The organism is Rhodococcus sp. LMD (assembly GCF_056108245.1).
Genome location: NZ_CM148557.1, coordinates 3,486,592 through 3,503,683, shown reverse-complemented (window position 1 = coordinate 3,503,683; position 17,092 = coordinate 3,486,592). Strand labels below are relative to the sequence as shown.

General features: G+C 71.2%; 18 protein-coding genes and 1 riboswitch. Of the genes, 7 read left to right on the top strand and 11 right to left on the bottom strand.

The features are described 5' to 3' along the window. The 3 genes from ACWPQI_RS16180 (at position 1) to ACWPQI_RS16170 (ending at position 4,699) form a co-directional block, all read left to right on the top strand. Positions 1–1,098 carry an adenosine deaminase gene (locus tag ACWPQI_RS16180; protein WP_010594834.1) on the top strand — a complete coding sequence of 366 codons (1,098 nt, stop codon included), beginning with the start codon at positions 1–3 and terminating at the stop codon, positions 1,096–1,098. Between the two features lie 39 nt (positions 1,099–1,137). Further along, positions 1,138–3,228 (top strand): ATP-binding protein, encoded by a 2,091-nt coding sequence (locus tag ACWPQI_RS16175; protein WP_029540064.1) that lies wholly within the window; start codon positions 1,138–1,140, stop codon positions 3,226–3,228. Positions 3,229–3,310: 82 nt separating this feature from the next. After that, entirely contained in the window at positions 3,311–4,699 is a 1,389-nt protein-coding gene (locus tag ACWPQI_RS16170) for an NAD(P)/FAD-dependent oxidoreductase (RefSeq protein ID WP_040272515.1), read from the top strand. Here ACWPQI_RS16170 and ACWPQI_RS16165 read toward each other — a convergent pair. Genes ACWPQI_RS16165 through ACWPQI_RS16145 form a run of 5 tightly spaced genes read right to left on the bottom strand, consistent with a single transcriptional unit; the run spans position 4,632 to position 7,966 of the window. Further along, a complete protein-coding gene (locus ACWPQI_RS16165) occupies positions 4,632–5,864 on the bottom strand; it encodes a hypothetical protein (protein ID WP_010594830.1) in 1,233 nt (410 codons plus the stop codon). The genes ACWPQI_RS16170 and ACWPQI_RS16165 overlap by 68 nt on opposite strands. Before the next feature lie 60 nt (positions 5,865–5,924). Beyond that, positions 5,925–6,230, bottom strand: a complete 306-nt coding sequence (locus ACWPQI_RS16160; protein WP_010594829.1) for a YbaB/EbfC family nucleoid-associated protein — start codon at positions 6,228–6,230, stop codon at positions 5,925–5,927. A gap of 5 nt (positions 6,231–6,235) precedes the next feature. Then, a complete protein-coding gene (locus ACWPQI_RS16155; RefSeq protein WP_010594828.1) occupies positions 6,236–6,568 on the bottom strand; it encodes a hypothetical protein in 333 nt (110 codons plus the stop codon). Positions 6,569–6,608: 40 nt separating this feature from the next. Continuing rightward, positions 6,609–7,622 carry a C40 family peptidase gene (locus tag ACWPQI_RS16150; RefSeq protein ID WP_040272521.1) on the bottom strand — a complete coding sequence of 338 codons (1,014 nt, stop codon included), beginning with the start codon at positions 7,620–7,622 and terminating at the stop codon, positions 6,609–6,611. A gap of 5 nt (positions 7,623–7,627) precedes the next feature. After that, positions 7,628–7,966, bottom strand: coding sequence for a hypothetical protein (locus ACWPQI_RS16145; protein WP_010594825.1), 339 nt, complete (start codon positions 7,964–7,966; stop codon positions 7,628–7,630). 121 nt (positions 7,967–8,087) lie between these two features. Then, positions 8,088–8,154, top strand: a riboswitch (guanidine-III (ykkC-III) riboswitch). 10 nt (positions 8,155–8,164) lie between these two features. Between ACWPQI_RS16145 and ACWPQI_RS16140 the strand changes: the two genes are divergently transcribed. Beyond that, on the top strand, positions 8,165–8,479 hold the full coding sequence (locus ACWPQI_RS16140) for a DMT family transporter (RefSeq protein ID WP_010594824.1): 315 nt from the start codon (positions 8,165–8,167) through the stop codon (positions 8,477–8,479). Between the two features lie 25 nt (positions 8,480–8,504). Here ACWPQI_RS16140 and ACWPQI_RS16135 read toward each other — a convergent pair whose 3' ends face one another. Genes ACWPQI_RS16135 through ACWPQI_RS16120 form a run of 4 tightly spaced genes read right to left on the bottom strand, consistent with a single transcriptional unit; the run spans position 8,505 to position 12,103 of the window. Next, positions 8,505–9,482 carry a glycine betaine ABC transporter substrate-binding protein gene (locus ACWPQI_RS16135; protein ID WP_010594823.1) on the bottom strand — a complete coding sequence of 326 codons (978 nt, stop codon included), beginning with the start codon at positions 9,480–9,482 and terminating at the stop codon, positions 8,505–8,507. Then, positions 9,479–10,273 carry an ABC transporter permease gene (locus ACWPQI_RS16130; protein WP_010594822.1) on the bottom strand — a complete coding sequence of 265 codons (795 nt, stop codon included), beginning with the start codon at positions 10,271–10,273 and terminating at the stop codon, positions 9,479–9,481. Before ACWPQI_RS16130 ends, ACWPQI_RS16135 begins: the two co-directional genes overlap by 4 nt. Next, positions 10,270–11,460 carry an ABC transporter ATP-binding protein gene (locus ACWPQI_RS16125; protein WP_010594821.1) on the bottom strand — a complete coding sequence of 397 codons (1,191 nt, stop codon included), beginning with the start codon at positions 11,458–11,460 and terminating at the stop codon, positions 10,270–10,272. The genes ACWPQI_RS16130 and ACWPQI_RS16125 overlap by 4 nt, the downstream gene beginning before the upstream one ends. A gap of 1 nt (position 11,461) precedes the next feature. Continuing rightward, positions 11,462–12,103: an ABC transporter permease gene (locus tag ACWPQI_RS16120; RefSeq protein WP_010594820.1), complete on the bottom strand. Its 642-nt coding sequence runs from the start codon at positions 12,101–12,103 to the stop codon at positions 11,462–11,464. 176 nt (positions 12,104–12,279) lie between these two features. Here ACWPQI_RS16120 and upp point away from each other — a divergent pair, with 176 nt between their 5' ends. After that, positions 12,280–12,903, top strand: a complete 624-nt coding sequence (gene upp / locus ACWPQI_RS16115; protein ID WP_010594819.1) for a uracil phosphoribosyltransferase — start codon at positions 12,280–12,282, stop codon at positions 12,901–12,903. 365 nt (positions 12,904–13,268) lie between these two features. After that, entirely contained in the window at positions 13,269–13,964 is a 696-nt protein-coding gene (locus tag ACWPQI_RS16110) for an MspA family porin (RefSeq protein ID WP_010594818.1), read from the top strand. A 69-nt stretch (positions 13,965–14,033) separates the two neighbouring features. On the opposite strand, the gene ACWPQI_RS16105 is transcribed toward ACWPQI_RS16110, so the two are convergent. Next, positions 14,034–15,509, bottom strand: a complete 1,476-nt coding sequence (locus ACWPQI_RS16105) for a phospho-sugar mutase (RefSeq protein ID WP_010594817.1) — start codon at positions 15,507–15,509, stop codon at positions 14,034–14,036. Further along, a complete protein-coding gene (locus ACWPQI_RS16100; protein WP_010594816.1) occupies positions 15,506–16,318 on the bottom strand; it encodes a purine-nucleoside phosphorylase in 813 nt (270 codons plus the stop codon). The genes ACWPQI_RS16105 and ACWPQI_RS16100 overlap by 4 nt, the downstream gene beginning before the upstream one ends. 65 nt (positions 16,319–16,383) lie before the next feature. Here ACWPQI_RS16100 and ACWPQI_RS16095 point away from each other — a divergent pair, with 65 nt between their 5' ends. Further along, the gene (locus ACWPQI_RS16095) at positions 16,384–17,082 is read left to right on the top strand and encodes an enoyl-CoA hydratase/isomerase family protein (RefSeq protein ID WP_010594815.1); all 699 of its coding nucleotides are present in this window, start codon (positions 16,384–16,386) and stop codon (positions 17,080–17,082) included. Positions 17,083–17,092 lie beyond the last annotated feature (10 nt).

Genomic DNA, 17,092 nt, shown 5'->3' with positions numbered 1-17,092 from the left:
ATGACGGAGCCGGCGACGACACTGACCGAACCCGCGCTGCGGACCGCGCCGAAAGTACTTCTGCACGACCACCTGGACGGCGGTCTGCGGCCGGGAACCGTGCTCGAACTGGCCGAGGCCTGCGGCTACCGGCTGCCGGCCGGCACGGAACCCGAACTGGCGCGCTGGTTCCGGGACTCGGCCGACAGCGGCTCGCTCGAGCGTTACCTCGAAACGTTCGCGCACACGGTGGCCGTCATGCAGACCCCGGACGGCCTCGAGCGGGTCGCCCGCGAATGCGTGCTCGACCTCGCCGCCGACGGCGTCGTCTACGCCGAGGTCCGCTTCGCCCCCGAACAGCATCTCGAGCGGGGACTCGACCTGGACTCCGTGGTCGAGCACGTGCTCGAGGGCTTCCGATCGGGGGAGTCCGCGGTGGAGGCCTCCGGTGCCCAGCCCATCCGGGTGCGGCTGCTGCTCACCGCGATGCGGCACGCCGCCCGGTCCCGTGAGATCGCCGAACTCGCGGTGCGGTTCCGCGACCGCGGCGTCGTCGGGTTCGACATCGCCGGTGCCGAGGCCGGCTACCCACCGAGCCGGCATCTCGATGCCTTCGAGTACATGCGCGCCGCCAGCGCGCACTTCACGATCCACGCGGGGGAAGCATTCGGACTGCCGTCCATCCACGAGGCCATCGCGTTCTGCGGCACCGACCGCCTCGGTCACGGTGTGCGCATCGTCGACGACATCACCGTCGCCGAGGACGGCACCGCCACTCTCGGTCTGCTGGCGAACTACGTGCGCGACAAGCGGATTCCGCTCGAGCTGTGCCCGAGTTCGAACGTGCAGACCGGCGCCGTCGACACCCTGGAACAGCATCCGTTCGACCTGCTGGCACGCCTGCGGTTCCGCGTCACCGTCAACACCGACAACCGGCTGATGAGCGACACGACGATGAGCAAGGAGATGATGCGGCTGGTCGAGACGTTCGGGTACGGCTGGTCCGACCTCGAGCGGTTCACGATCAACGCGATGAAGTCCGCGTTCCTGCCGTTCGATCAGCGGCTCGAGATCATCGACGACGTGATCAAGCCCGGCTACGCCGTCCTGATCGGCTGACGGTACCGCCGGCGGCCGCCACCTCGTAGGGTCGGGGGTATGAGGGACCGCGTCCCGCCCTCGGCAACTCTCGGCGACGTGCTCGCCGCGCGCCGACGCCGCCGGTTCGTCGGGCGTGCGGCCGAACTCGAGCTGGTACGTGCCGCCCTCGACGCACCCCGGTCCCCGTTCTCGGTGCTGTACCTGTACGGACCCGGAGGGATCGGCAAGACCAGCCTGCTCGACGAGGTCGCCGATCTCGCCGCGGGGGCCGGGTCGGCTCTCGTGCGTCTCGACGGGCGGGACCTCGTCCCCCATCCGGCCGCCGTCCTCGCCGCGTTGGAGAAGCACCTCGACGTGGGCGCGGACCGAATCGCCACCGCGTCCGGGCAACGCCTCGTGACGGTGATCGACACGTACGAGGCACTCGCACCGATCGACGGCTGGATCCGCCGGAATCTGCTGCCGCGGTTCCCGGACGACGCGGTGACCGTGATCGCGGGGCGGGATCCACCGTCGCCGCAGTGGCGCTCGGATCTCGCCTGGGGCGAGCTGCTGCGGGTGGTGTCGCTGCGCAACCTCGCTCCCCGGGAGAGCGTCGAATACCTGCGCGCCGCCGGGGTCCGGGACGACCTGCACGAGCGTCTCTGCCGCGTGACCCACGGCCACCCCCTGGCGCTGTCGCTGCTCGCCGACGCGGTGCTCCGCGGCGGCAGCGCCGACGCCGATCCGCTGACCCCCGACCTGGTGGGAACTCTGCTGCGCCGGTTCGTCGACGAGGAACCCGGCACGGTCCACCGGCGGGCACTGGAGGTGTGCGCACTCGCCCGCGTGACCACGGAATCGCTCCTGCGGGACGCGCTCGGCGCGGACGACGACTGTGCGCACGACGCGTTCCGGTGGCTTCGGAGCCTGTCCTTCGTCGAGACCGGCGCCGACGGGCTCCATCCTCACGACCTGGCCCGCGACGTCATCGACGCCGACCTGTGGTGGCGGGACGCCGACAGCTATGCCGACGTCTTCCGCCTCGTGTGGCGGCACATCCATCGGGCGCTCGACTCGACGACCGGCCGGCGGCAACAGCAGGCGATCTTCGATCTCGAGTTCGTGTTCCGCAACCTCGCCGGCGTGCTGTCGCCCGTGCAGTGGGAGAGCTGGGGCCGACACTATCCCGAGCCCGCCACCGCTGCCGACCGCGCGGCGGTCGTCGAGCTGATCGGGACCGCGGAGGGAGAGGAGTCCGCCCGGCACGCACAGTGGTGGCTCGCACGGCAACCCGACGGCTTCTTCGTGCTCCGGTACCTGGACGGGACCGTCCGCGGCGTGATCGGGCTGCTGGATCTCACCCGCGCCGCCGAGGCGGATCGGGTCCGCGACCCGGGTGCCGCGGCGGGATGGCGGGTCGCACAGCGATGTACGCCGGTGCGCGAGGGCGAGGTCGTCACCCAGACCCGGTTCGTCGTGGACCGGGAGGAGTACCAGGACCCCTCGCCGACGCTCAACGCAGTCCCGATTCTCACGATCCAGCGATGCCTCACCACCCGGGGCCTTGCCTACGACGTGCTCGCCCTGGCCGAGCCGGACCGGTGGGACGACTACTTCGCCGTGGCCGATCTGCCGCGCGTCGCCGGCGGCGATTTCGTCGTCGGTGGCCGCCGGTTCGGTCTGTTCGCCCACGATTTCCGGCGCGTCCCGGTCGACGCCTGGCTCGAGCGGGTGACGGACCGGGCGCTGGCCCGCGGTCCGTCCCCGTCCGCGCCCGGCGCACCCGTGCTGCTCGTCCTCTCCCAACCCGAGTTCGCGCAGTCGGTCAAGCAGGGCCTGCACGACCTGCGGCGGCACGATCTCCTCGCCCGCAATCCGCTGCTGCGAACTCGAGTGCTCCACGACCGGACCGGCTCCGGGGAACCCGACGTCGCGCTGCTCGAGGAGGTGCTCCGCGACGCGGTCGCCACCCTGGCCGACCACCCCCGCGACGACAAACTGCTGCGGGCCGTGGATCGGACGTACCTGCGACCGGCCGCAACCCAGGAATCGGCCGCAGCGGCGCTCGGACTGCCGTTCAGCACCTATCGCAGGCATCTGACCGCAGGTGTGGAGCGGATCGTGTCGTGGCTGTGGGACCAGGAGGTGTACGGCCGCCGGCAGTGAGCACGACCGAGCACCGAACGGACTGGTGACCGAGCACAATCCGGCCGCATGCTTCTCGCACTCGAACGAGGAGGTGCCGGAAATGGTGACACGAATCGGTGATCGTGCCGTGGTGCTCGGAGCGGGAACGGCCGGTTTGCTTGCCGCACGGGTGTTGTCGGATGCGTACTCGGATGTGGTGGTGATCGATCACGACCGGCTGCCGGACGGTGCCGCGGCGCGGCGCTGTGTACCGCAGGGACGGCACATCCATGTGCTGGTGGCCGGCGGGATGCGCGCCATCGAGAATCTGCTGCCCGGCCTCACCGCGGAGCTCGTCGCAGACGGGGCGCCGCTGGTGGACCAGTGCGGCGACGTGCGCTGGTATCTCGGCGGCCACCGCCTCCGGCAGACGGAGAGCGGCCTGACGGCGGTGAGCGCGAGCCGGCCGAATCTCGAACATCGGATCCGGTCCCGCGTCGCCGCACTGCCCGGAGTGCGGATCGTCGACCGGTGCGACGCGCTGGGGGCGATGGTGAGCGGTGACGGTCGACGGGTCACCGGCGTGCGCGTGCTCCGCCGGGCGGACGGCAGCGTCGAGGAAGTGCTCGACGCCGATCTCGTCGTCGACGCCACCGGGCGTGGTTCGCGAACCCCGGCGTGGCTCGAGCAGCTCGGATACCCCCCACCCGAGCGGGAGGAGGTCCGCGTCGATCTCACGTACGTCACCCGTACCTACCCTGCCGATCCGGCACGCATGGGCGGCGACCTGGGTATTCTGCTCGCGCCGTCCCCGCCGGACCCGCGCGGCGCCGCCCTCCAGACGATCGAGAACGGTCGCTGTCTCGTGACGGCGGTCGGCATGCTCGGTCACCGGCCCCCGGCCTCACCGGAGGGCTGGGTGGACTTCGTGCGGTCCTTGCCGTGGCCGGACGTGTACGACGCGATCCGGGACGCCGAGCCGCTCGACGCACCCCGGTCGTACCACTTTCCGGCGAGCCGGCGCTTGCGATACGAACGGTGCCGGCGGCTGCCGCAGGGGCTGCTGGTGATCGGCGACGCGGTGTGCAGCTTCGACCCGATCTACGCGCAGGGCATGAGCGTCGCGGCGTTCGAAGCCGTGCTCCTCGCCGAACACCTTGCCCGCGGCCGGGAACCGGACCCGCACCGGTGGTTCCGGGACGTGGCGAAGGTCGTCGCCGTGCCCTGGGACATGGCGACCGGCGGTGACCTAGCCTGGCCGGAGGTCCAGGGCCGGCGCGGCGCGAAAGTGCGCGTGGCCAACCGCTATCTGCCGCTCGTCCACGCCGCTGCCGTGCAGGATGCCGAGGTGGTCCGCGCATTCTTCCGGGTCGCGGCGATGGTGGACCCGCCGGGGCGGCTGGTCGCCCCGCCGATACTGCGCCGGGTGCTCCGGCGATCGATCAGTGCTTGTGCAGCCGGGCCTCGAACTCCCGCTCGAGAGCCCGCCACGCCTCTGCCTCCGCGGTGAACGGCGCGCTGGGCGCGAGCCGTGTCGGATCCGGTTCGAGCACGTAGTTGACGAACCAGCCCAGCTCGGTGGAGCCGGCCAGCGTGGCGTCGGTGCTGTCGTCCTCGGCGTAGTTCGCGGCGTCGGTGAACAGCTCGACCGCCAGATCCAGCTGATCGGCGTCCACCGCCTCGGTGCCGTGCTCGATGTCGTCCGCGATCCCGGGCAGCACGTACACGTTCTCGTCCGTCACGTCGATCTCGAGGGAACCGTCCGTCGCCGCGTGCCGGATGTCGTCGTAGGTGCTCAGCGCCGCCAGGTCGTGGTCGTGGTGGTCGGCGAGATAGCGCGCCAGCGCCCGCTCGGTGGGGAACACCAGGATCGTCCCGTCCCGGCCGAGGAACAACGCATCGTCGTCGACGTAGCAGCGCAGGGTGAACCACGTGCCGTCGGAGGCGATGATCTTGACCGGGTCGATCCCGACCGCGGTCCAGAAGCTCGTCTCCTCGTCCTCGTCCCCGTCGACGAACTCGTACTCCTCGTCCTCCGCCTCCTCGGCCGCGTCCTCGGCCTCGACGACGTTCTCCTCGGCCGCGACGAGTTCCGCCTCGGCTTCGGCGACGAGTTCGGGGTCCACCTCGGGCGACTTCACGACGCCGTCGATCGCGTCGAGCACCGCGTCCCAGTCCTCGGCGACGGCCGCGCCGACCCGATTCCACAGTTCCACGCCCTCGCGGCCCTCGAACGCCGCGACTCCGTGGCTCAGCAGCGCCTCGATCTCGGCGCGCTCGAAGAACTTCGTCACCGGCTCGAGTTCGCACACGTCGCCGAGGACGGACGCGATGTCGAACGTGTTCTGCAGTTCGGCGACGGACTCCGGATCCGCGTCGTCCGCCACGAGTTCCGGCACGCCGATCAGGTCGTACGAATGGCTCTCGTCCGGCTCGAACTCCTCCGCCGCGAGTTTCGACACGACCGGCCAGGCCGGATGCTCGACGAGGTCGTTGTCGGCGCCGGAGCGGACGAACGCAACGAGCTCGGCCACCGCGCCGAACGCATACAGATCGTCACCGTGGCCCAGGAACGCCTCCCATTCGTCGTCGCCCTCGCGCCACCGCGGCGCCCAGAGGGTCGCGACGTCGCCGTCGGTGAGACCGAGCTCGATCGGGACGATGTCTCCAGCCATGGTCGCCAAGCCTAGCCACCTCCGGGCCGAAGACATAGCGGAGCGGCGGTGAGACAGCCGTCACCCGAGCGCGCCACGGAGATCCCCGAGCAGACGGGCCCGTTCGGCGGCGGCGACCCGTGCGGCCTCGTGCGCCGTGGCCAGGATCGATGCCGCCACGTCCCGGGTGCGGTGCCCGCGCAACGTCTCGGCGAGCCACAGTCCGGTCAGGGCGCCGTTGCCGTCCACCTCGGCCCGCACGAGACCGTCCGGACTCGTCGCAGTGCCCGAGACCACGCCGAGCGCGGCCACGCAGTCCTGCAGGGCCCCGAGCCTCGTGCGCACACTCTCCACGATCTCCGTCACGCGCTGGTCGCTCGCCGACATCGCGCTCACCACCGGAGCGCCGCACGAGTTCCGGCCGCGTGCCCGTCGTCGCGGCGCGCCCGCTGCACGGCATCGTGGGTGGTCAGGCCCAGCCGGTTCAGCAGTCCTTCCGGCATGCCTCCGTCCGCCAGTTCCTCTCGGTGCCGCGCGGCGGCCTCGAGTGTCGTGAGTCGGCACAGCGACACGATCTGCTCGGCCAGTTGTGCTGTGCCGTAGCGTAGTTCGCTCTGATCGATGTGAAGGTCGACGGGCAGGCCCTGTTCGGTGGTGCGCACCGAGATGGTGCCGGCCCGGTTCCGGGCGGTCGCCGTCGTGATGGTCGTCTCCGGGGTGTCCATACCGGACTTGGACGCGCACCCGCACCGATCGGTTCCCGTGTCACCCGGTGGGCCGGAAGAATCCCTGGAATCCCATCCCGCTGTTCGTGGTCCGGATCGGCGACACTTGCACCGGGTCACCCGCCTCGACCATGAGGCCGTTTCCGACGATCATCGCGACGTGCCCGTCCCACACCGCGAGATCGCCGGGTTGCACCGCGCTCGCATCGACTGCGGTTCCCACGTCCTGATCCTGGGCCAGGCGCGGAATCTGTACTCCGGCCTGTCCGTACGCCCACTGGGTCAGTCCGCTGCAGTCGAGGCCCTGCCCCGGCACGGTCCCACCCCACACGTAGGGCGTGCCCTGCTGGGAGAGCGCGTGACGCACCGCATCGGCCGCCGCCCGATTCGGTGCGACGGCCACGCTGCCGTCCGGTAGCCGCACCTCGGTTCCGGGGCCGCCGAAGGCCCGCGGCTCGCCGGACTGCGACGCGGCCGGACCCTGGCCCGGCGACACGGCCGGATCCTGGCCCGGCGACACGGCCGGATCCTGGCCCGGCGGTGCGGCCGAGGCAGGATCCGACGGCATCAGCTCTGCCATCCGTGCCGTGTGCTCCGCCAGCGCCGAGGTGACCCGGGCCAGGACGTCGAGTCCCGCTGCGATGTGCTCGACGGCCGCCACCAGCAGCATCATCTGTGCCTGCGGGAGGGCGGCAAGGGGAGCGGAGCGCTCGGCCAGCGTCGTGAACGAGTCGATCAGCCGGGCGATCTCGGCGGCGCCGGTCACGACGGTCGTCGTCGCGTCCACCGCGACGTCGGCGATGGCCGTCCCGCGGTCGGCGGCGGCGACGAGGTCGGCCAGGGCCCGTTCGCCGCTGCGGACGGCGGTCTCGGCGGCAGCGCCCGCCCAGTCCCACGCGAGCTCGCCCAGCGCGGCCCGGCCCACCGTGTGTACGCCCTCGACCAGTTCCGTGCAGGAGCGCAGTGCCGCGGCCGGATCGGTGGCGACGGCGCCGGTGCCGAACGCCGACAGCAGCTCGGCCAGGGGAGCGGTGAGCAGATCCACCTCCGGCATGCCGGTCACCGCGGCGCTCCGGCGGCCTTCAGCAGTGCCGACTGGGCGGTGACGGCGTGCTCGTAGGCGGCCGCGGTGGCACCGGCGACCGCACCCATTGCCGCGAAGGTGCCGCCGAGCCGGGTCAGTTCCGTCTCGTGGGCGCGGTGGGTGGCCGCGAACGCGGCGAGGAACGCGGCGCCGACCGGACCGAATGCCGTCGTGAGTGGCGCCGGATCCACCGCGTGTGCCTCGCCGGCGGCTTCGTGGAGCCGCTCGGCCATGGCCGTAGCGGTGCGTCCGAACGCCGCGATCGTCTCGGGTCGGGCACGTACCACGTCGTGGTTGCCGGTGCCTGCGTCCATTCGGGCTGCTCCCCCTCGGTGAAACGGATCGTCCTTCGACCGGTTGGACGCAGCGGGTGGTGCCCCGGTTCCGCGTCGACGAGCCGGATTTGTTCCCCGCCACGGGTTGTGGGACCTTGGAAGCGAGCCCGGAACCCGGGTTCCCGGACGAGGGGCGCCGTACCCGGTGTGCGACAAGACGGCCCGAGGGAGCCTGTGATGTCGTGGTTGGTGCTGGTGGTGTCCGGGGTGCTGGAAGCGGTGTGGGCCACGGCATTGGACAGATCCCGAGGCTTCACCCGTCTGGTTCCGACGGTCGTGTTCGTCACGGCGCTGACCGCGAGCATGGCGGGACTGGCCTATGCGATGCGTCGATTGCCGGTGGGAACGTCCTACGCCGTGTGGGTGGGGATCGGCGGGGTGCTCACCGTGGTCTACGCGATGGCGACCGGGAACGAATCGGTCTCGGCATGGAAGATCCTGTTCCTGACCATGATCGTCGGCGGCGTGGTGGGACTGAAGTTCGTCCACTGACACGGTCGCGGGTGCCGCCGCTGTCCTACTCGACGAAGCCCTCCTGCACGAGCCAGTCGTAGGCGACCTCGGCCGGCTCCTGGCCGTCGACGTCGATCCGTCCGTTCAGTTCGATGAGAGTCTCGTCGGTCAGTTTCCGGGAGACGGGAGCGAACAGCTCCGCGATCTGCGGGTTCTCGGTGAGGGTCTCGTCGCGGACGACGACCGCCACGTTGTAGATGGGGAAGAACTTCCGGTCGTCCTCGAGCACGGTCAGATCGAGGGCCTCGATCCGGCCGTCCGTGGTGAACACCTCGCCGAAGTTGCAGTCGCCGCGCGCCGTCGCCTCGTAGATGGCGCCGGTGTCGAGCGTCCTGATGTTCTCGCGTGGGACACCGGATCCGAGCGGAATGCCGTAGGTGTCGAGCATCGGCTGCAGGCCGTCGTTGCGGTTGGCGAACTCGGATTCGACGCAGAAGGTGCGTTCGGCGACCGGGATGTTCGCGATGTCGGAGAGCGACGCCACGCCGAGTCGCTGGGCCTCGGCGCTGGTGGCCGCGAAACCGTAGGTGTTGTTCATGGGGGCGGGCGGCAGCCACACCAGGCCGTTCTCGCGCAGGTCCTCGTCGCGCACGGCCTCGTACTGCTCGCGCTCGTCGGGGATCGCTTCCTCGTGTCCGAGATAGGCGATCCAGGCCGTGCCGGTGTACTCCCACTGCAGATCGACCTGTCCCTCGAGCTGCGCCTGGCGGGAGCTGGCACTGCCGGGGATGTTGGTCAGATCCGTGACGTCCGCGCCCGCCGAACGCAGGAGGATCACTGCCATCTTCCCCAGGAGGATGCCCTCGGAGAAGTTCTTCGATCCCACCGAGATGCTCGCACCGTCGAGCGGCTCGACGGACTGCAGCGGGCCCGCGAGTTCGCCGGTGGGGACGAAACCGCCGGCGGTTCCCAATCCGCACGCGGCCAGCGTCGACGCCGCGAGGAGCGCTCCGGCGAGCCGGGACAGCAGGCGCGCGGTCACGGGCGGAGCCCCTTCGGCCGGACCGTGAACTCGAGCATGCGCCCCGCCCAGTCGACCAGAAGGGCGAGCAGCGCCACCAGCAGCGCGCCGCTGACGAGGACGGGATAGCGGAAGAGGGTGATGCCGGTGACGATGAGGGATCCGAGGCCGCCGGCGTTGATGAAGGTGGCGAGGGTGGCGGTGCCGACCAGCAGAACGAGCGCGGTGCGGACGCCGGTCATGATCACCGGCAGGGCGAGGGGCAGCTCGACCCGGAGCAACACGCCGAGCCCGGACATGCCGAGGCCGCGCCCGGCCTCGACGAGGGTCGGATCGACGCCTTCGATGCCGGTGATCGTGTTCCGCAGGACGGGCAGCACGGCATACAGGGTCAGGGCGACGACGGCGGTGCCGAATCCGAATCCCAGCCAGATGGCCAGCAGCACGAGCAGTCCGATGGCCGGCGCCGCCTGCCCGGCGTTGGCGACACCCACCGCGACGGGCGCGAGGGCGCGCGACGCGGGCCGGGTGAGGACGATCCCGAGCGGCACGGCGATCACCACGACGAGGATCGCCGAGACCACCGTGAGTTCGATGTGTTCGCGGAGGAGGGTCGAGATGGTGGCCCATTCGAGCTGGCGGGCCTCGATCGAGTCGAGGTCCGCGTTCGCGCGCCACAGCGCCCAGGCGGCGAACACCACGGCGACGACGAGTGGCAGGACGAACAGCATCGCGATACCGCCGCGCCGGCGCGGGGGAGGACCTGGACGGGTTCCGGCCCGGGAGGACGCCGGTTCGGTGTCGATGCTCATGTGTGCTGTCCCGTCTCACCGGGGCCTGCGGCCGCGGACTGCGACTCACCGCCGCGGATCCGTCCGGTCACCGATTCGAAGTTGATCAATCCCTGGAATTCGCCGTGCCGTCCCGTCACGATCGCGGCCCCGTGAGCGGAGGCGAGCATCGTGTCCAGTGCGTCGTTGAGGGTGGCGTGCCGGTCGAGGGTGACCAGGTCGTCGGGGTCGCCGTCCGGGACGGTGCCCGAACCCTGCAGTTCGCGCACCCACAGCCAGGCCACGGGACGACGGCGCCGGTCGAGGACGACGACGGTGTCGTCCCCGCGTGCCCTGGCGCGTGCGACGGCCTCCTCGGCGGAGCTGCCGACTTCCGCGGTGGTGGGTTCGGCCAGTTCGACCTCCGCGACGCGGCTGAGCGAGAGCTGTTTGAGTGTGGAACCGGCACCGACGAATTTCTCCACGAACGGGCTCGCGGGTGCCGACAGGATCGTCTCGGGGGTGTCGTACTGTGCGACGTGCCCGCCCTCCTGCATGATCAGGATCCGGCTGCCCAGTTTGACGGCCTCGTCGATGTCGTGGGTGACGCACACGATCGTCTTCCGCAGATCGTCGTGGATGCGCAGCAGCTCGTCCTGCAACCGGAGCCGGGTGATCGGGTCCACCGCGCCGAACGGCTCGTCCATCAGCACGACGGGCGGGTCGGCGGCGAGGCCCCGGGCGACGCCGACCCGCTGCTGCTGCCCGCCGGACAGTTCCCGCGGGTAGCGGTCCCGGTACCGGTCCGGGTCGAGGTTGACCAGTTCGAGCAGTTCGGTGACGCGGTCCGCGGTTCGCCGCCGGTCCCAGCCCAGCAACCGGGGCACGATCGAAATGTTCTGCGCGACCGTCATGTGCGGAAAGAGGCTGCCGCCCTGGATCACGTACCCGATCCGCCGCCGCAGGTCGTCGACGTCCGCGGACCGGATGTCGTCGCCGCCGATCCGGATGGTTCCGGACGTGGGTTCGACGAGACGGTTGATCATCTTCAGCGACGTGGTCTTGCCGCAGCCCGACGGGCCCACGAACATCACGATCTCGCCCGCGGGGATGTGCAGGCTCAGACCGTCGACTGCCGGGCGCGCCTGCCCGGGGAACGTCTTGACCACGTCGATCAGGTCGATGTCGGTGCCGCTGATCTGCGCTGCGGACGGCGGCGGCGTGTTCATGTCAGGCACGGATTCCCTTCGAGACGGTGACCTTGCCGAGCGCGAGGAGCAGCGCGTCGAGCGCCAGCGCGAGGACGACCACTCCGATCGTGCCGACCAGGGCCGAGTTCAGTGCGTTCGCGCCGCCGATCTGCGACAGGCCCGTGAAGATGAACGAGCCGAGACCGGGGCCGAGCACGTAGGCGGCGATCGCGGCGATGCCCATGGACATCTGCGTCGAGACCCGCACCCCGGCGAGGATGACGGGCCAGGCCAGCGGGAGCCGGACGCGGGTGAGCGTGCCGATCTCGCCCATGCCGATTCCGCGTGCGGATTCGACGAGGGTGCCGTCGACGCCACGCAACCCGACCACCGCGTTGCGCAGCACCGGCAGGGTCGCGTAGAAGGCGACCGCGAGGAATGCCGGTGCCACCCCGATCCCGACGAGCGGGACGAGGATGCCGAGCAGCGCGAAGGACGGGACGGTCAGGCCGACGGCACTGAGGGTGTTGGCCACCGGTTCGAGCCGGGGGATCCGGGTGACGACCACCGCGAGCACGACGGCGACGACGGTGGCGAGAAGCACGGCCTGCACGACGAGGCTCACATGCTGGTACGCGCTGAAGGCGATCTGCGCCTTGCGCTCGTCGATGTAGTCCCACATGCCCACCCGTCCCGTCCGTCCGCAGGCCCGACTGTCACGATGGCACACGTGCCCCGCGGTCGGGGCGAGTCCGGAAAACGGGACTGCGGCGGACCGTGCGGGCGGGCTGCGCCGGTGGGCTGTGCCGGGAAGCAGTCGGCGACGGCGGGCGAGCGACGGCGTTCTATCCTTCCGGCATGGATTCGCTCGTCGTCGACCACCCGCTCGCCGCTGCCCTCCTGACCACGCTGCGCGACGAGCGCAGCGACAACGCAGCCTTCCGCTACGCGCTGCGCCGGCTGACCCAGATGCTGGTGTACGAGGCGATCCGGGACGCCCCGGTCGAGCAGTTCGAGGTGCGCACGCCGGTGGCGACGACGGTCGGTGTGCGCCTTCGGCAGCCACCGCTGCTGGTGCCGGTGCTGCGTGCGGGCCTCGGGATGGTGGAGCAGGCCCATGCGCTCATCCCGCAGGCGCGGGTGGGCTTCGTCGGACTGGCCCGCGACGAGAAGACGTTCGAGCCCGTGCCGTACCTCGAGTCGCTTCCCGACGACCTGTCCGGGCTGCCGGTGTACGTGCTCGATCCGATGCTCGCCACGGGAGGTTCGATGGTGCACACGATCGACCTGCTCGTCGCGCGCGGCGCGACCGATGTCACGGCGGTGTGCGTGGTCGCGGCTCCGGAGGGGGTGGCAGCCCTGTCCGAGTCCGGTCACCCGGTCCGGCTCGTGACCGCGTCGATCGACGACGGTCTCAACGAGAACAAGTACATCGTTCCGGGTCTCGGGGATGCCGGCGATCGGCAGTTCGGCCCACGCTGACCCCCTACGCGGACCCGCTCGGGCGGTATCGGCGACCCCCGAACGCCCGTATCGCCAATTTTGTCCGAATAGTCTGTTTTGTTGCAGGATAACAATAGAGTTTCGGGTGAGGTTGGACGGCGGTGCCCGGCCGCGGGGGCGACGGGCGGTGCATGGACATCGAAATGCCAGCCCGGGAAGGGTTTTCGGTCCAGAGCGTGGGCCGCCGAGGATCTCGATCCGAGCGGCAGCGACCGGGCGGGCACCGTCTCGATTCGGGGAAGTTGATCAACTCTCCTTTTCTCCGGGCCCGCTCTGGTTACGCTCCCCGTGATCGGTTGGAACGTCCACTGTCCTCGACCGCCCACGAAAATGAGGTCCGCTCGATGATCAACACCTTCTCCGGCAGCAGATTTCGACAGTGCGCCCGGGCCACCGCACTCGGTGCGGCCGCCGTGCTGGGCATGGTGGTGGGGTCCGGTAGTGCCGGAGCCGCTGTCGACAACGCCCGGACGCTGCCCCTCGGCAACAACAACGCCATCGAAGTCCTTCAGGCCGACACGTCGATCCAGTCCTATCCGCCGCTCGACAGCTCGCCCGTCAGTTTCGAGTTCTTCCACGACGAGGTGGTGTCGGTCAACTTCACCGGGCCCGATGCCGACTCGTTCCAGGACACCAAGCTGACCATCGGATACCAGATCGGCTACCCGGTCGCGCTCAACGGGGCCGTCGTGCACATCAACACCCCCAGTCTCGACTGGGAGGTCGGCAACGAATTCGGTATCGGCGTCGAGCTCGCCCCCGAGTTCGGCCTCGGGCTCGACGCGAGCACCGGCGCGACGATCGGCGGGTCGATCATCCCGTCGCAGGAGATCGAGGTCGATCTCTCGCCGGGCGGCATCACCGACGTGGCGTTCGTCGAGGACATGGAGTTCGACGGCCGGTCGGCGACCGTCCGGCTGGCCGGAGTCCACGGCTCGGTCTCGGGGGCACTCGGCCCGGTCACGATCCGGCCGTACGCCCGGGCTGTCACCTCGAACAACGACACCGTCATCACCTACGGTGTGCCACACCGTCTCTGAGGGTGGCCGTTCCTCCGCCGGGCCGGTGGCGACCGCGAGAAGCGGCCGTCACCGGCCCGGTGTCGCGCGTCAGCGCTCACCGAGGCCGGTCGCCCACGCGCGCAACGCCTTCAGCCGCGCGGTCGCGCCGTCGCGGTCACCGTCCGCGGCGACGGACTCGAGGTAGCACTTGAGCTTCGGCTCGGTGCCCGACGGCCGGACCACGACCCGCACCGACGCGCCCTCGAGTACCACGGCGTCCGTGCGCAGCGGGCCGCTCGCCGCCGCGAGGTCGGTGGCCGTGACCGGCTCTCCGGCGAGTTCGGCCGGCAGCGCGGACCGCAACCGGCTCATGATCGCCCCGATCCGGGCGAGATCGGCCACCCGGATCGAGACCTGATCGCCGAGGTGCAGCCCGAACTCTCGGTGGAGGGCGTCGAGCGCGTCGACGAGAGTGCTTCGGCGAGCCTTCAATTCGGCGGCATAGTCCGCGACGACGACCGCCGTCGCGATGCCGTCCTTGTCGCGCACCGCATCCGGGTCGACGCAGTGACCGAGGGCCTCCTCGTACGCGTACACGAGTCCGTCGCCCGCGCGAGCGAGCCACTTGAAGCCCGTGAGGGTCTGCGCGTAGCGGGCGCCCCGTGCGGCGGCGAGTCTGCCGAGCAGGGCCGAGGAGACGATCGTCGTCGCCACCAGCGCGCCGCGCGGGGCACCCGCGAGAATCCGGTCCCCGAGCAGCGCCCCGGTCTCGTCGCCGCGCAGCATCCGCCAGCCCTCGGGCGTGGGGACGCCCACGGCGCATCGGTCCGCATCGGGATCGAGGGCGAGCGCGATGTCCGCGCCCACGTCGGCGGCGAGTGCGAGCACGGCATCGGCGGCCCCCGGTTCCTCCGGATTGGGGAACTCGACGGTGGGGAAGCGGGGATCGGGGGCGAACTGGGCGTCCACCACGTGCACGTCGCCGAAGCCCGCGGCGTGCAGCGCCGCGACGGCGGTCTCGCCGCCGACGCCGTGCAGCGGTGTGAGCGCGATGCGCAGGGTGCGCGCCGTGCCGCGCGGTAGGGAGGCGACGCGCGCCAGATAGCGCGCCACCAGGTCGTCCCCGGTGGGCGCGACGGCGGTGCGCGGCACGGACGACGCCGCGCCGACGGCGTCGATCGCCCTCTCGATCTCGCGGTCGTCCGGCTCGACCAGTTGTGCACCGCCCCGGGTGTAGACCTTGTAGCCGTTGTCCGGGGCCGGGTTGTGGGACGCGGTGATCTGCACGCCCGCGACCGCATCGAGGGCCCGCACGGCGTACGCCGTCACCGGGGTCGGCAGCGGGCGCGGCAGGGCCACGACGTCGAAACCGGCGGCCGCGAGGACCTCGGTGGCGGCGGCGAAGAACTCGGCGGATCCGGTGCGGGCGTCGCGGCCGACGACCACGGTGCCGCCGCCGCACCCGCGCGCGTCGAGCCATCGGGCCAGGCCCGCGGTGGTGCGGACGACCACGTCCTCGTTGATGCAGCCGGGTCCGTCGCCGACGGGACCGCGCAGCCCGGCGGTCCCGAAACGCAGGCTCACAGCCGGCCCGCCAGCTCGCGCAGCAGGTCGCCCATACGGGTCGCGGCGGCCCGTCCCGCCGCGAGGACCTCGTGGTGGTCCAGGTGCTCACCGGTGAGTCCCGCGGCGGCGTTGGTGACCAGGGAGATGCCGAGCACCCGCGCGCCCGCGGCACGCGCGGCGATGGTCTCGTGCACGGTGGACATGCCCACCAGGTCGGCGCCGAGCGTGCGCAGCATGCGGATCTCGGCGGGGGTTTCGTAGTGCGGGCCGGGCAGTCCTGCGTACACGCCCTCGTCGAGGGTGGGGTCGATCTCGCGGGCGAGGGCGCGCAGCTCCGGACAGTAGGCGTCGACGAGGTCGACGAACTGGGCGCCGCGCAGGGGCGAACGGCCGGTGAGGTTGAGGTGGTCCGAGATCAGCACCGGCTGACCGACCGTGTGGTCGGGCCGGATGCCGCCGGCGGCGTTGGTGAGCACGACGGTGTGCGCGCCGGCCGCGACGGCGGTGCGCACCGGGTGCACGACACGGCTCAGGTCGTGCCCCTCGTAGGCGTGGGTGCGGCCGGCGAGGAGCAGCACCGGGGTCTCGCCGACCCGCACCGAATGCACGGTGCCCGAATGCCCTTCGGCGGTGGGCGGGGCGAACCCGGGAAGTTCGCCCATCGGGACGTCGGCGACCGCCGGGCCGAAGCGCTCCACCGCGGCGCGCCAGCCCGAGCCGAGGACCACCGCGACGGGGTGTTCGGGCACGCCGGTGCGTTCGGCGAGTGCCGCGGCGGCGCGGGCGGCCTCGGCAGGGGGGTCGGCGATGGCGTCGGGTGTTCCCATGTCGGTCGACCCTAGCGCCAAGCCTGTTGTTACTCGTCGGTAGGTTGTGGCGCTATCCTCTCCGCATGCCATACCTCGACCGCGACGGCGACGTCTTCGTCCTCCATCTCGGCGACCGCTCCGGCGGCGACACCGAGAACCGCTTCCATCCCGGCTGGCTCTCCGCCGTCCACGAGCTGCTCGACGAGGTCGTCGCCCACGACGGCCCGGCCGCGCTCGTGACCGCGGCCACCGGGAAGTTCTGGAGCAACGGCCTCGACACCGACTGGATCTTCGGCAACCTCCCCGACCTTCCGGGCTACCTCGATTCCGTGCACGAGTTGTACGTGCGGATCCTGACCTTCCCCGCGGCGACCGTCGCGGCGGTGCAGGGCCACGCGTTCGGTGCCGGTGCGATGCTCGCGCTGACCCACGACTTCCGCGTGATGCGGTCCGATCGCGGCTTCTGGTGCCTGCCCGAGGTGTCCCTGAACATGCCGTTCACCGTGGGCATGTCCGCGCTCCTGCGCGAGCGGCTGCCGATCCAGGCCGCGGTCGAGGCGACCACGACCGGCCGCCGGTTCGGCGGCGCCGACGCCCTCGCGGCGGGCATCGTCGATCGCGCCGTCGACGGTGATGCCGTGCTGGCCGCCGCCGTCGAACGGGCCGCCGCGCTGACGGGCACCCGCGGCGCCAACCTGGCGGGCATCAAGCGTGGTCTGCATGCACCGCTGATCGCGGCACTCGAGACGAAGACGGACGAGTCGAACTTCCGCCTCGGGTGAGGTGCGCGCT